The 14,024-nt window shown below is 68.0% G+C and carries 13 protein-coding genes; 9 read left to right on the top strand and 4 right to left on the bottom strand.

Annotated features, from left to right (window positions below; all coding sequences use genetic code 11):
* The first annotated feature begins 215 nt into the window (after positions 1 to 215).
* Positions 216 to 707 (top strand): hypothetical protein, encoded by a 492-nt coding sequence (locus ACFQ9R_RS32740; RefSeq protein ID WP_378996359.1) that lies wholly within the window; start codon positions 216 to 218, stop codon positions 705 to 707.
* A gap of 66 nt (positions 708 to 773) precedes the next feature.
* Here ACFQ9R_RS32740 and pabB read toward each other — a convergent pair whose 3' ends face one another.
* Positions 774 to 2,834 carry an aminodeoxychorismate synthase component I gene (gene pabB / locus ACFQ9R_RS32735; RefSeq protein ID WP_378996356.1) on the bottom strand — a complete coding sequence of 687 codons (2,061 nt, stop codon included), beginning with the start codon at positions 2,832 to 2,834 and terminating at the stop codon, positions 774 to 776.
* Positions 2,835 to 2,904: 70 nt separating this feature from the next.
* Here pabB and ACFQ9R_RS32730 point away from each other — a divergent pair, with 70 nt between their 5' ends.
* The 3 genes from ACFQ9R_RS32730 to ACFQ9R_RS32720 all read left to right on the top strand — a co-directional run bounded on the left by ACFQ9R_RS32730 (position 2,905) and on the right by ACFQ9R_RS32720 (position 5,799).
* Complete coding sequence (locus ACFQ9R_RS32730; protein ID WP_378996354.1) at positions 2,905 to 3,969, top strand: phosphotransferase family protein; 1,065 nt, start codon at positions 2,905 to 2,907, stop codon at positions 3,967 to 3,969.
* A gap of 70 nt (positions 3,970 to 4,039) precedes the next feature.
* Entirely contained in the window at positions 4,040 to 4,564 is a 525-nt protein-coding gene (locus ACFQ9R_RS32725) for a DinB family protein (RefSeq protein WP_378996351.1), read from the top strand.
* A 104-nt stretch (positions 4,565 to 4,668) separates the two neighbouring features.
* Positions 4,669 to 5,799 carry an NDMA-dependent alcohol dehydrogenase gene (locus tag ACFQ9R_RS32720; RefSeq protein ID WP_378996349.1) on the top strand — a complete coding sequence of 377 codons (1,131 nt, stop codon included), beginning with the start codon at positions 4,669 to 4,671 and terminating at the stop codon, positions 5,797 to 5,799.
* Here ACFQ9R_RS32720 and ACFQ9R_RS32715 read toward each other — a convergent pair whose 3' ends face one another.
* Both ACFQ9R_RS32715 and aztA read right to left on the bottom strand, forming a co-directional pair.
* Positions 5,800 to 6,156, bottom strand: coding sequence for an iron chaperone (locus ACFQ9R_RS32715; RefSeq protein ID WP_378996347.1), 357 nt, complete (start codon positions 6,154 to 6,156; stop codon positions 5,800 to 5,802).
* Positions 6,157 to 6,166: 10 nt separating this feature from the next.
* On the bottom strand, positions 6,167 to 6,844 hold the full coding sequence (aztA, locus tag ACFQ9R_RS32710; protein ID WP_378996345.1) for a zinc ABC transporter ATP-binding protein AztA: 678 nt from the start codon (positions 6,842 to 6,844) through the stop codon (positions 6,167 to 6,169).
* On the opposite strand from aztA, the gene aztB reads away from it, so the two are divergent.
* From aztB to aztD, 3 genes are all read left to right on the top strand, one after another.
* Positions 6,836 to 8,995, top strand: coding sequence for a zinc ABC transporter permease AztB (aztB, locus tag ACFQ9R_RS32705; RefSeq protein WP_378996342.1), 2,160 nt, complete (start codon positions 6,836 to 6,838; stop codon positions 8,993 to 8,995). The two genes, aztA and aztB, sit on opposite strands and share 9 nt — an antisense overlap.
* Before the next feature lie 95 nt (positions 8,996 to 9,090).
* Entirely contained in the window at positions 9,091 to 10,020 is a 930-nt protein-coding gene (gene aztC, locus ACFQ9R_RS32700) for a zinc ABC transporter substrate-binding protein AztC (RefSeq protein ID WP_378996340.1), read from the top strand.
* Positions 10,021 to 10,046: 26 nt separating this feature from the next.
* The gene (aztD, locus tag ACFQ9R_RS32695; RefSeq protein ID WP_378996337.1) at positions 10,047 to 11,207 is read left to right on the top strand and encodes a zinc metallochaperone AztD; all 1,161 of its coding nucleotides are present in this window, start codon (positions 10,047 to 10,049) and stop codon (positions 11,205 to 11,207) included.
* Between the two features lie 78 nt (positions 11,208 to 11,285).
* Here aztD and ACFQ9R_RS32690 read toward each other — a convergent pair whose 3' ends face one another.
* A complete protein-coding gene (locus tag ACFQ9R_RS32690; protein WP_378996335.1) occupies positions 11,286 to 12,482 on the bottom strand; it encodes a serine hydrolase domain-containing protein in 1,197 nt (398 codons plus the stop codon).
* Positions 12,483 to 12,521: 39 nt separating this feature from the next.
* Between ACFQ9R_RS32690 and ACFQ9R_RS32685 the strand changes: the two genes are divergently transcribed.
* Both ACFQ9R_RS32685 and ACFQ9R_RS32680 read left to right on the top strand, forming a co-directional pair.
* A complete protein-coding gene (locus ACFQ9R_RS32685) occupies positions 12,522 to 13,337 on the top strand; it encodes a serine hydrolase domain-containing protein (protein WP_378996333.1) in 816 nt (271 codons plus the stop codon).
* A gap of 103 nt (positions 13,338 to 13,440) precedes the next feature.
* Positions 13,441 to 13,977 carry a DUF3145 domain-containing protein gene (locus ACFQ9R_RS32680; RefSeq protein ID WP_378996331.1) on the top strand — a complete coding sequence of 179 codons (537 nt, stop codon included), beginning with the start codon at positions 13,441 to 13,443 and terminating at the stop codon, positions 13,975 to 13,977.
* Positions 13,978 to 14,024 lie beyond the last annotated feature (47 nt).

Raw genomic sequence — 14,024 nt, 5'->3', positions numbered from 1 at the left:
GTGATGTGTATATGAGACATGTCAGGCACCGCCGCTTGCTCCTTCGTCGCCTACGCGGCGGCGCCTGGCCGGCGACCCGGCCGCGAACCGCCGCTGCGCGGCGGACCCTCCTCGAGGTCGGGTCGTGCGGGGCTGGGAGTGTTCTGTCGCCGGACACGGAGGTGAGCGGGGTGCGGTTCCCTGCGTAGGCGGCGTGGTTGCGGCACAGTGGTGTCATGACGAACCCGAGGAAGCGGGGGCGCGCGGAGGAACCTGCTCCGGCGCAGGCGCGGAAGGTGCCGGGGGCGGAACTGCTGTCGGCGGCTCAGGCGGCGGTGGGGGCGGCGCAGACTGCGGCGGGACAGGCTATCGATGCTGCTCAGCAGACTGCGGGGTACGCCTTCGATGCGGCGGTTCGGTTGCCGCCCGCGTCGGCGCAGCTGGCCGCGCAGTTGCCGGATCTGGTGGAGAACCTGTCGATCGCGGTCGATCGGCTCAACAGCACGATCGACCGGCTCGATCGGACGTTGGCGCTGGCCGATCCGGTGTTCGCGACCTATGACCGGCTGTTGCCACGGCTCGAGGCGATGATCTCCCTGGGCGAGGACGTGTTCGGCGCGGTGGCGAAGCTGCCCGGTGTCGGATTGCTCGGGCGGATCACGGGGCGTGGGGGCGAGGAACCCGCACCGGAACCGGAGCCGGACAAGCGCGGCCGTCGGCGGCGCTGATTCCTCGAACGCCGTCCGCTCCGGCGGCGAGGTGGCCCGACCGGTGTTGCCGCGTGCGCGTCGAACTCACCTTTCGGGAGTCAGCGCCCGGAATGTCGCCGCCGCCTTGAGCACCATCTCCGCGTACTCGTCCTCGGGATCGGAATCGAGGACGATCGCGCCGCCCGCGCCGATCCGCCACTCGTCGTCGTAGCGGACGGCGGTGCGGATGACGATGTTGAGGTCGGCGGTGCCGTTCAGGCCGAGGAAACCGATGGTGCCCGAATAGATGCCGCGCGCTTGGGTTTCCAGTTCGTCGAGGATTTCCATGGTCCGCAGCTTCGGCGCGCCGGTCATCGAACCGCCGGGGAAGCAGGCGCGCAGGCAGTCGATCACCCCGGCGTCGGGGAGCAGCGTGCCACGCACGGTCGACACCAATTGGTGCAGGGTGGAGTAGGTTTCGGTGTCCATCAGCTTCGGGACGTGCACCGAACCCACTTCGCAGACGCGGCCGAGGTCGTTGCGCAGCAGATCGACGATCATCAGGTTCTCGGCCCGGGTCTTCGGGTCGTCGGCCAGTGCGCGACGCAGGCGCTCGTCCTCGTCGGTGGTCCGTCCGCGCGGGGCGGTGCCCTTGATCGGCTTGCTCTCGACCACCCGATCCCGGTCGATCTTCAGGAACCGTTCCGGCGAGGAACACGCCACGTCCAGACCGTCGAAGCGCAGGTAGGCGGCGTACGGTGCCGGATTGCAGCGGCGTAGGCGCCGGTAGAAGGCGAATCCGTCCCCGGGCGCCGCGGCGACGGCGACCGCGTCGGTCAGGCAGATCTCGTAGGACTCGCCCGCGTGCAGCCGGTCCTGACACACCGCGATGTCGGCGAGGTAGCGGTCGCGGCCACGCACCAGATGCGCCTGCACGGCGCCGGGATCGGCGGCCACGGGCAGGTCGGCGGGATTGACCCAGGTGGGGAGATCGTCGAGGGAGTCGGAAGTCTCGCGCAGCCACTGCTCGGCGTCGCTCTCGGTGGCGGGTTCGCAGAGGGCGAGCAGGTGGGTTCGCCCGGCCTCGTGGTCGACGACGATCAGCCGGTCGGCGAAGATCCACTGGGCATCGGGGGTGGGGGAGCGGTGCGCGATGTTCGCACCACAGTCGGCCTTCACCTCGTAACCGAGATAGCCGACGTAGCCGCCCGCGAAATCGAAAGGCAGCGGCGGAGTTTCGCAGTGCCGAGCCCGGAGTTCGCGATCGAGATAGTCCAGGACCGTGCCCGCGACGGTACGGGTGCCTTCGATGTCCGTCACGGTGACGCGGGCGTCGCCGACCCGATAGCCGACGATTTCGGCATGCGGCCCGCTCGCGTCGCCGAGGAAGGAGAACCGGTCCAGGCCGGGTTCGACGTGCTCGCTGTCGAGCCAGAACGCGTTCGGAGCATCGGCGCAACGGCGCAGGAAGATCGCTTCGGTGTCGATCGCGCGTTCGATCACCTTGTGCTGCAGGCTGAATGAGCGTTCATGGGAAACGGGCGCCACGACACTGGGTCCGCGCACGACCACCGGTGCGGCTACCCGTGTGCGCGCTTTGGTGAGATCGGCGAAGTTGCGCAGCAGCGCGGCGCCGAATTCGCTCGACACCGACTCGGGGTGGAACTGCACACCCCACTGTGGCCGCTCGCGATGGCGCACCCCCATGATCACCCCATCGCTGGTCGACGCGGTCACCTCGAGCGAGGCGGGCAGCGGCTCCCGCGCCGCGAGCGAGTGGTAGCGCACCACGGTGAAGCCCTGCGGCAGACCGGCGAACAGATCCCGATCGTCGTGGGTCACCCGATCGAGGAAACCGTGCCTGGCCTGTGGCGCGCGCTCCACCGTTCCGCCCGCGCCGAGCACGATTCCCTGATGGCCCAGGCATACGCCCAGCAGCGGCAGATCGGTCTGCGCGATCAGCGCTGTCGACGCCCCCATGTCGCGGGCGCGGTCCGGGCGGCCGGGTCCGGGCGAGATCACCACATTGTCGAACTGATCGAGGTCGAGGGAGCTGTCGGCCTCGTCGTTGCGCACGACGGTCGGCTCGCTCCCGTTGACCTCGCTGATCAGCTGATAGAGGTTGTAGGTGAACGAGTCGTAGTTGTCGATCAAGAGCGTGCGCATCGTGGCAGAAACATTACGCCGGGCGTGCGCGTGCGCATTCCCGCGCAGTCCCCGCCGATCTCCGGGCACAATGTGCGGCATGGCTGTTTCTCAACCTGTCGATGTTGACCCGGCGATCGCCGATTTCGCGGCGATCGGGCGGTGGATGGACGAACAGGGCTTGCCCGGGACGGAATTCGATGCGGTCACCGCTCTCGGCGGCGGCACGCAGAACGTGATGCTGCGCTTCACCCGGGGCGGGCGCGAGTACGTGCTGCGGCGCGGGCCCAAGCATCTGCGTGCCAAGAGCAATGAGGTGATCGGCCGGGAATCACGACTGCTGCGCGCGATCGCCGGCACCGAGGTGCGCTCGCCCCGGGTGATCGCGGCCTGCGACGACGAGTCGGTGATCGGTGCGGTGTTCTATCTGATGGAGCCCATCCGCGGCTTCAACCCGCAGACGGAACTGCCTGAACTGCACGCCGGTGATCCCGAGGTCCGGCGCCAGATGGGTCTGTCCGCGGTCGAGGCCATCGCCCGGCTCGGCTCCCTCGACTATCAGGCGCTCGGCCTCGGCGACTACGGACGTCCCGCGGGTTTCCTCGAGCGGCAGGTCCCGCGCTGGCTGCGCGAACTCGACTCCTACAACGCCAACGAGGGCTACCCCGGCCCGCAGATCCCCGGTCTCGAGCGGATCGGTGACTGGCTCGAGCGGCACCGGCCGGCGGACTGGCTGCCCGGCATCATGCACGGCGACTGTCACCTGGCGAACATGATGTTCGACTACGACGGCCCCGAGGTGGCGGCGATGGTCGACTGGGAGATGTCGACGATCGGCGATCCGCTGCTCGACCTGGGCTGGCAGCTGGCGACCAGGCCCGAGCCCGGCACCGTCGGGGCGGGTCTGATGGGCACCCTCGGCACCGTCGGCGGTCTGCCGACCGAGGCGGAGATGATCGAGCACTACGGCAAGTTCTCCGATCGCGATCTCAGTGCCGTCACCTGGTACACCGTGCTGGCCTGCTTCAAGCTGGGCATCGTCCTCGAGGGCACGTACGCGCGGGCCTTCGCGGGCAAGGCGCCCAAGCCGGTCGGCGACTTCCTGCACGCGGTGACGCTGGAACTCTTCGAGCAAGCGAATCAGCTCGCCGAATAATGCCGGATCTCGCCGATAGTTGGCTGAATATTGATGGAGCATAAAAAGAGGACAATTTAGGCTGACTTCCATGATCGTCCCCGACACCAAGAACTGGACCTGGGTCCTCGAACGCGCCTGCTCCGAGTGCGGATTCGATGCCGAGGCCACCGCGTACTCGGCCGTCCCCGAGCTCGTGCTCGACAGTGCCACCCGCATCGGTGCGGCGCTCGAACGCGACGACGCACGAGTGCGTCCCGACGAGCTGACCTGGTCGGTCCTCGAATACGGCGCTCACGTGCGCGATGTGTGCCGGATCTTCGATACCAGGCTCGCGCTGATGCTCGACGGTGACGGGGTCGAGGCGCCGCGGTTCGAGAACTGGGATCAGGACGCGACCGCCGTCGCCGATCGCTACGACCGGCAGGACCCCGCCGTAGTCGCCCGGGAGCTGGCGCTCGCCGCCGATCGGGTGGCTGCCGCGTTCGGCGCGGTGCCCGTCGATCGCCTCGATCTGCGGGGCGCGCGCAGTGACGGTTCACTGTTCACGGTCACCTCGCTGGGCCGGTACTTCGTGCACGACGTCGTGCACCACGTCCATGACGTGCGCGGATAGAAATCTCTCGAATATTTTCTAGAACGTGTTTCAGAAACCGGTGATTTGTGGCTAGGGTGAGTGCAGTCACAACGAGGCACGAGCTTGGCGAGAGGTCTACCGGCATGAAGACGAAGGGCGCGATCCTGTGGGGCACCGACCAGGAATGGTCGGTCGAGGAGATCGAGGTCGGCGACCCCGTCGCCGGTGAAGTGCAGATCCGGATGGAAACGGCGGGCATGTGCCACTCCGACCATCACATCGTCACCGGCGCGACGCCGATGCCGGCCTACCCGGTGATGGGTGGGCACGAGGGCGCGGGTGTGATCACCAAGCTCGGCCCGAACTGTCCGGCCGACCTGGCCGTGGGTGACCACGTCATCCTGTCGTTCATCCCCGCGTGCGGCCGCTGTCCCTCGTGCGTCGCCGGCAACATGGCGCTGTGCGACCTGGGCGCCGGACTGCTGATGGGGCAGGCCATTTCGGACGGCACGTACCGCATCCAGGCGCGTGGCGAGAATGTCATCCCGATGTGCCTGCTCGGCACGTTCTCCCCGTACATGACGGTGCACCACACGTCCGTGGTGAAGATCGATCCCACCATCCCGTTCGAGGTGGCGTGCCTCGTCGGCTGCGGCGTGCCGACCGGGTTCGGATCGTCGACCCATGTGGCACAGGTGCAGCCGGGTGAGACCGTGGTGATCGCGGGTATCGGCGGCGTCGGCATGAGCGCGCTACAAGGGGCTGTGCTCTCCGGTGCGTCGAAGGTCATCGCCATCGACCCGAATCCGTGGAAGCGCGAACAGGCGCAGAAGTTCGGCGCCACCCACACCTACGAGAGCATGGCCGCCGCGATCATGCCGATGATCGAGGCCACCGAGGGTCGGATGGCCGAGAAGGTCATCCTCACCATGGGTGAGATGCACGGCGACTACGTCGAGGAGGGCCTGATCCTCACCGGCAAGGCGGGCACTCTCGTCGTCACCTCGATGGGGCGCATGGACGCCGGCGACGTCAAGATGAACAGCTTCCTGCTGTCGATGTTGCAGAAGACGGTGAAGGGCACGATCTTCGGCGGCGGCAACGCTCGCCAGGACGCGCCGCGCCTGCTCTCGCTCTACAAGGCGGGTCAGCTCAATCTCGACGACATGGTCACGCGCACCTACTCGCTCGAAGAGATCAACCAGGGCTACCAGGACATGCTGGACGGCAAGAACATCCGCGGCATCATCCGCTTCACCGAAGCCGACTGGTAGTCAGCTCTTGCCCGCCCGCTCGGCGAGGCGGACCGCGACCTGGGCGATCAGGTCGTACGGAATCGGTTCGCCGAGTGGGAATTTCAAGGTGCCACGACCCGAGTTGTAGGGCTCGACGGCTTGCTCGAGCGCCTCGTCCCCCTCGGGGACGGGGTACACGCTCACGTGGGACTTCCAGCCCGCGAAGAAGATGAACACCCGGCCGTCGATGGTGGCGGCCGGGATGGCGTAGCTGATCTTTTCGCCCGTGTCGGGCACCGCGCGGTGGATCGTTTCGCGGATCCGCTGCAGGACAGCGCGCTCCGACGGCGGTTGGGCCGCCAGATAGGCGTCGACGGAGTCGGGTTTCTCGGTCATGTCCTCGACTCTAGGCTCTGACCAGCACTTTCTCCGGATGACCCGCGGCCTTCAGTCGCCCGTCCCGCAGCAGCAGACAGTGGTCTGCCCGGCTCGCCTCGTCCAGGTCGTGGGTGGCCTGGACGACAGTCACACCTTCCGTGCTGATCTGCGCCAGAACCCGGGAGATCTCGGTCTGAGACGCCTCGTCCAAGCCCGCCGCCGGCTCGTCCAGCAGCAGTAGATCGGACTCCTGCGCCAAAGCCTGTGCGAGCAGGGCGCGTTGGCGCTGACCGCCCGAGAGGGTGTCGAGCCGCCGGGTCGCCAGGTCGGCGAGCTCCATGCGCTCCAGGCAGGTGCGCGCGATCTCGCGATCCGCACGGGTGAGACGCCGCCACGGTCCGCGGTGCGCCCAGCGCCCCATCGCGACCACTTCTCGCACCGTGATCGGCAGCGTCGGCGGAATCGCCGTGTGTTGCACCACGAAGGCGGGTCGCCGGGTGATGGACCGGTGCACCGTCCCCTCCTGTGCCGCCACGGTGCCGGCGAGAACGCCGAGCAGGGTCGATTTCCCCGAGCCGTTGGGTCCGACGATCGCGGTCACCTGCCCGCGCGGGATCGTGGCCGTCACCTCGTGGAGTACCGGCCGCCGGGCGTAACCGGCGGTCAGCCGCTCGATTCGGATTGCTGCGTCATCTGTGTGCTGCATCTCACCTCAATTGAAACGATAATCATTTTCAGTATATCGTCTCGCGCTATGGATTGGCTGTTCGCCCCGTTCGAGGTGGCTTTCGTGCAACGCGCGCTGTGGGGTGGGCTGCTCGTGTCGTGCGTATGTGCCCTCGCCGGGACCTGGGTGGTGGTGCGCGGCATGGCATTTCTCGGCGACGCGATGGCGCACGGGATGCTGCCCGGCGTCGCGGTCGCCGCCTTGCTCGGCGGGAACCTGATGATCGGCGCCGCGATCAGTTGCACCGCGATGGCCGCCGGAGTGTCGCTGCTCAGCCGTGGCAAGCGGTTCGCGCCGGATACCGCGATCGGGCTGTTGTTCGTCGGGATGCTCGCGACCGGGGTGATCATCGTGTCGCGGTCGCAGTCCTTCGCGGTGGATCTGACCGGGTTCCTGTTCGGTGATGTGCTCGCCGTGCGTGCCGTCGACCTGTGGTATCTCGTTGCGGCCCTTGGCGTCGCGCTGGTGGTGGCAGTGCTCGGACATCGCGCGTTCGTGGCGCTGACCTTCGATGCACGCAAGGCACACACCCTCGGCCTGCGCCCGAAGCCGGCGCACGCGGCGCTGGTGGGGTTGGTCACCCTGGCGATCGTGGCGTCGTTTCATGTCGTGGGGACGCTGCTGGTCTTCGGATTGCTGATCGCGCCGCCCGCCGCCGCGGTGTTCTGGTCGAACCGGGTGCCGGTGGTGATGGCGATTGCCGCGTTGATCGGTGGGCTGTCCACCGTGGGGGGACTGGTCATTTCGTGGCACGCGGGAACCGCGGCGGGGGCCACCATCGCGGCGGTGGCTGTCGGCGCGTTCTTCGTGTCCGCGCTCGTTTCCGCGGTGCGGGAACGGGTCGGTCGGGTGGGCGTGGTCGCGCTCGCCGCTGTGCCGTTGGTCGGCTGCGGGGCAACGGAGGTTCCGGTCGTCGAGGAGGCGGCGCCGCACGGGTTCGTCGCGGGCGCGGAGGAGATGAGCGAGGCTCAGACACGCGTGGTTGTCGCCGACGGGGCCGGGGCTGTGCGGGTGATCGATCTGTCGAGTGGGGGGGTCGCGACAGTTGCCGCCGGTTCACCGGAAAGTGTTCGAGCGCAACCGCATTCGAGTGCACCAGGTGGTGCTGCACCGTCACCGAGCAGTGGCGACCAGAAGGTGTCGACCGTGGGAGCGGTGGGGGACGGGCGTTTCGCGTACCTGAGTTCAGGTGGGTCTATCCAGGTCGTGGACAGCGGAGCGTGGACCGTCGACCACGGTGACCACCGGCACTACTACAAGGCCACTGTGCGGGAGATCGGTGCGATTGCCGCGACCGACACTGGTGCGACTACCGGGCCTGGCGCCGCAAGTGTTTCTCCCGTACCGGAAGGCGGCCGCGGGGTTGTCGGGGCGTACAGCGATGCTGCCGTCGCGTCGGTGGTGCTGGACTCCGGCGCATCGATCTTGTTCGACCGTCCGGCGCTGGACGGCGGCGTCGTCCAGACGCAACGCCGCATCGAGGGCATCGCGGTGCCGTACGCCGAGCGGATCGTGGTGGCTGACAGCTCGGGTCGAGTCGAGGTGCGCGGGCGTGACGGCGTAGCCGGGCGAGTGCAGGCTGCCACGTGTCCGCAGCCGAGAGGGCAGGCCGTAACCAGGCGCGGAGTAGTTTTCGGCTGTGCCGACGGCGCGGTCGTGGTGGCACAGCGCGAGGGCGAGGTCGTCGCCGAGAAGATTCCCTTCCCGGCCCAGACCTCGGACCGGGCGAGCGCCTTCACCCACCGCCCCGGCAGCACCACCCTGACCGCGCTCGCGGGCCGCGATGGTGTGTGGACGCTCGACATCAGGAAGAAGACCTGGGCTCGTGTCGCGATCTCCGGCGCGGTCGCGGTGAACACCGCCGGTGAGGGATCGCCGCTGCTGGTGCTCACCCGCGATGGCGTGCTGCACGGCATCGACCCCGGCACCGGCACGGAGACGACGCGGACCGCGCTCCTCGCTGGACCCGTCGAAGGAGATCCGGTGATCAGTGTCGACCCGGAGCGCGCCTACATCAACGACTCTCGGGCGCGCACCGTCCACGAGATCGCCTACAACGACAATCTTCGCGTCGCGCGCACGTTCTCGCTGGACATCGCGCCCTCGCTGATGGTGGAGACCGGCCTGTGAAGCGCGCGCACATCTCTCACGTGCTCCCCTCGAGCCGACGGCGGGCAACTGCCGTGTCATCGATACCGTTGCGCCGCTACGACATTGGTCGAATCATGGAGAAGATCCGCCGCGCAGTCCCGCTCCTGTTCGCGGCTGCCCTGCTCGTGCCGCTGGTGAGTGCGTGCAGCAGCGGAGCCGAGCGGTCCGGGATCGTGGTGACCACCAACATCCTCGGCGATCTGACCCGGGCCGTTGTCGGTGACACGGTGCCGGTGACGGTGCTGATGCAGGCGGGGGCCGATCCGCATTCGTTCGGTATTTCCGCACGTCAAGCAGCCGAGATCGAGCGAGCGGCGCTGGTGGTGCACAACGGGCTCGGGCTCGAGGAAGGTGTGGCCCGGCACGTGGGGGCTGCCGCCGGTGCCGGGGTTCCCACCCTCGCCGTGGCCGAGCGGGTGGATCCGATCACCTACACCTCCGATGAGTCAGTGGGACAACCCGATCCGCACTTCTGGACCGATCCGCGCCGGGTGCGCACGGCTGTCGAGGTGATCAGTACCGAGGTGCTCGCCCGGGTCGACGGCATCGACGCCGACGCGGTGCGGGCGAACACGCAGCGCTACCTCGGCGAGGTCGACGAGCTGGACCGGTGGATGACCGATCGGTTCGCCGCCGTCCCGGCCGAGCGCAGGCAGCTGGTGACCGACCATCACGTCTTCGGGTATCTCGCACAGCGATTCGGATTCCGGGTCATCGGCGCGGTGATCCCCAGCGGCACCACCCTGGCCTCGCCGAGCGCCTCCGATCTCGACGACCTCGCGACCGCGATCAGGACCGCGGGCGTGCGCGCGATCTTCGCCGACTCCGCACAGCCCGATCGGTTGTCGCGCGTCCTCGCCGAACACACCGGGCTACAGGTGCAGGTGATCGCCCTGCACACCGAGTCGCTCACCGCGCCCGGTGACGGCGCGGCCACCTATCTGGAGATGGCTCGCGCCAACACCGAGGCCATCGCCCGTGGTCTATCCGGGCCAAGCACGTAATGCACGCACAAGAGATGGAGCACTACATGAACAGGTCACGGACCACCACCATGGTGGCCCTGTCCGCGGCACTCGCCTCGGCGATGGCGCTGAGCGGTTGCGGCACAGCGGATTCCGGTCACGACCACCCGCACACGCCCGGTGCCGAACCGATCGCCCTCACCTATGACGGCGGAATCTACGTCCTCGACGGCGCGTCACTGGCCCAGCGGGGCGAGGTGAAGATCGACGGCTACAACCGGCTCAACCCGGTCGGGGACGACGACCATCTGATGGTGTCGACCAAGGACGGCTTCCGCGTCCTCGACGCCTATGAGGCCGCGTTCACCGGAACCCAGTTCCCGGCAGCCAAGCCGGGCCACGTCGTCCGGCACGCGGGTAAGACGGTGCTGTTCGCCGACGGCTCCGGTGAGGTCACCGTCCTCGACACCGCGCAGGTCGACAGCGGTAAGCCGACGGAGGTCTACAAGGCCGCCGCCCCGCACCACGGTGTCGCGATCGAGTTGAGCAACGGGAACATGGTGCTCACCCTCGGCACCGAGGACAAGCGGGTCGGCGTCGTCGCGCTCGACAAGGACCGCAAGGAGCTCACCCGCAACGAGGACTGCCCCGGCGTGCACGGCGAAGCGGCGGCCCAGGGCGAGGCGGTCGTGATCGGCTGCCAGACCGGCGCCCTCGTCTACCGCGACGGCAAGATCACCAAGGTCACCAGCCCCACCACCTACGGGCGGATCGGCAACATGTCCGGCACCGACGCGTCGCCGATCGTGCTCGGTGACTACAAGCAGGACAAAGACGCCGAACTCGAACGCCCGCAGCAGATTTCGCTGGTGAACACCGTCGACGGCACGCTGCGACTGGTCGACATCGGCACCAGCTACACCTTCCGTTCGCTGGCCCGCGGCCCGCAGGGTGAGGCGCTGGTGCTGGGCACCGACGGCAAGATCCACGTCATCGACCCCGTCGCGGGTGCGGTGGTTCGCACCATTCCCGTGATCGGCAGCTGGCAGGAGCCGCTCGACTGGCAGGTCGCCCGCCCGAACCTGTTCGTTCGCGACGGCGTCGCCTACGTGAGCGACCCCGCGTCCAAGCAGGTGCACCGTGTCGACCTGGCCGCCGGAAACATCACCGCCAGCACCACTCTGGCCGCCACGCCGAACGAGCTGACCGGCGTCACCGCGCACTGATCGAGGTCACCACGCTCGCCCGTGTTCGTTTCGGGGAACACCGGGCGAGCGTGGTGCTCGTCGGTTCGGATCGTGGACTCAGGCGGCGCACCGCACGACGACCTCGCGCAGGTTGCGGCTGCGCACATCGTCGAGAATCGCCATACCGAGGCGATTCATGCTGTAGCCGAAGCCCACTCCGGTTGCCGGGTCGGCGAATCCGAAGGAGCCGCCCAGACCGGTGGTGCCGTACGCGCGCTTGTCCGAGCCGAAGCGGAACGTGCCGCGCGACTTGCGGAAACCGAGGTGGTAGCGGCTCTTGGTGTGCAGCACCAGGTCGTCGGCGGGCACATCGTCGGCGGTGTCGGCGGCGGCCAGCAGGTCGAGAACGTCCTCGCTGATCGGCAGCACACCGGTGCGGCCCGCGGCGGCGCCGTAGACCTTCGCCAGCGCGCGGGCATTACCGACGCCGTTCATGCCGGGCCATTCGATTTCTAGGAACTCCCGTCGCGCGGCGCGGGCGGGAGCGCCGGGGCGCGGATTGGTCAGGGCCGCGTAGGAGTATCCGCGCTTGGCATAGACCTCACCGCCGATGCGCAGCGGCAGATCGCGCCACTCGTAGCGCCAGATGTCCCAGCCCTTGGTCGCCGAGAGCTGGGCGACCCGGTCCATCGACTCGGTCTCGGGCAGTCCGATGAACAGATCGGCGCCGACCGGGGCGGCGATCTCCTCGGCGAAGAATCGCCCGAGACTTCGGCCCGCCGGATCCACCCGCCGCAGCAGTTCGCTCTGATACAGCCCCAGCGTGAGCGCGTGATAACCGTGCCGAGTGCCCGGCTCCCAGGCCGGCTTCTGCGCGGCCAGCAGTTCGCCGAGGGCCTCGCGGTCGACCAGTTCGCGCAGTTTCACGATCCGGTCCAGTCCCGACAGCCCGGCCTGATGGTCGATCAGCTGACGCACCGTGATGCGCTCCTTGCCGTGCGCGGCGAACTCCGGCCAGTACTTCGCCACCGGGGCCTCGTAGTCGAGCAGCCCCCGCGATACCGCCGCCGCGAGGGTGAACGCCGACATTCCCTTCGATGAGGAGAACACCGGCACGATCGTGTCGCGCTCCCAGGCCACCTCGCGCTTGCGGTCGCGATGGCCTGCCGACAGGTCGACCAGGGGTTGGTCACCGGAGTAGACGGCGACGGCGGCGCCGATCTCGCCGTGCTCGGTGAAGTTGCGGCGGAAGGCGTCGGCGACGGGGCCGAAACCGGCCGCCACGTCGCCGTGGATCGATGGTGCGGGACTCATGGTGTCCACGATCGTAGCCGCGTCTCGTACGCTGCCGATATGCGATCGTTGCAGCAGGTACAGCACTGGCCGGTCGAGAACGCCGCCGCCGCCGTCGTCACCGCAGGCACGGTGTCGAGCATCGGCGACACCGAACGGGTGTTCCGGCTGGCCTCGGTCACCAAACCGCTCGTCGCCTACGCCACCCTCGTGGCGCTCGAGGAAGGTGCGGTCGAACTCGACCAACCGGCGGGTCCGCCCGGTTCGACCGTGCGGCATCTGCTGGCCCACACCTCGGGCGTCGCGTTCGCCACTCCCGAAGTTCTCGCCGCACCAGGGGCCCGGCGTATCTACTCGAGCGCGGGCTTCGAACTGCTCGCCGATTTCCTCACCGAGCACACCGGGATCGAATTCCCGCAGTATCTGCGTGAGGCGGTTTTCGAGCCGCTCGGTATGCGCACGGCGGTCCTCGACGGTTCCGCCGGCCATGCGGGCAGTGCTTCCCTCGCCGACCTCACGCTATTCGCCGCCGAGTTGCTGACACCTCAATTGATATCTCAGCAAACTCTGGACGACGCGACCTCGGTGCAATTCCCCGACCGCAACGGAGTCCTGCCCGGATACGGCTCCCAGCGCCCCAACGACTGGGGATTGGGATTCGAAATCCGCGACGGGAAAACCCCGCATTGGACGGGGGCAACCAATTCCGCCCGCACCTACGGGCACTTCGGGCAGTCCGGCACGTTCCTCTGGGTCGATCCGGAAATCGGAGTGGCGACAATCGCGTTGAGCGACGAGAATTTCGGGGACTGGGCCAGAGCGGCGTGGCCGAAATTCAGCGATTCCGTTATCGCAGAGACACATAACACGCAGTAAAGTAACACGCGCAACACCGCACACTTCAGTACACTCGTGCCACGCCAGACCACGACGGGCCGTTGGGGAAGACGTTCCTTGTCGAGGCTGGAGGTGTTGGTAAGTGCGCGCATCGAGTCAGTTCGCTGACGCGACGGCGGGTGTGGTCTACATCCACTCATCGCCTGCCGCGTTGTGCCCTCACGTGGAATGGGCGCTGTCCACCGCGCTGTCGTCCCCCGCGAAATTGCGCTGGAACACCCAACCGGCCGACGGACAACTCCGCGCCAGCAGCGACTGGGTCGGCCCCGTCGGCACCGCGGCCCGGATAGCCCAATCATTGCGCACCTGGCCTGTACTCCGTTTCGAAGTCACCGAGGACCCCAGCGAAGGCGTCGACGGCGAACGCTACAGCTTCGTGCCCGCCCTCGGCCTCTGGCACGGATCCACCGGCGCCAACGGTGACGTGATGCTGGGCGAAATGCGATTACGCGCCTTACTCCAAGCGGCCAAAGAACTGGACGTCCACGGAACCTTCGACCTCTCCACCGAACTCGACCGAGCACTGGGCGCACCCTGGGACGAGGATCTCGAGGCGTTCCGTCAAGGGACCGACAACGTCGGCGCGGAAGTCACCTGGCTGCGACGGGATGTGGGCTGAACCCTGAGCCGTGCGCCGCGGCGTTCAGCGTGACTGGCCGGTTGAGG

The sequence above is a fragment of the Nocardia sp. NPDC056541 genome, assembly GCF_042794235.1.
GTDB lineage: Bacteria > Actinomycetota > Actinomycetes > Mycobacteriales > Mycobacteriaceae > Nocardia.
Note: the sequence above shows the minus strand (reverse complement) of the source record. Positions and strands in the feature narration are given on the sequence as shown.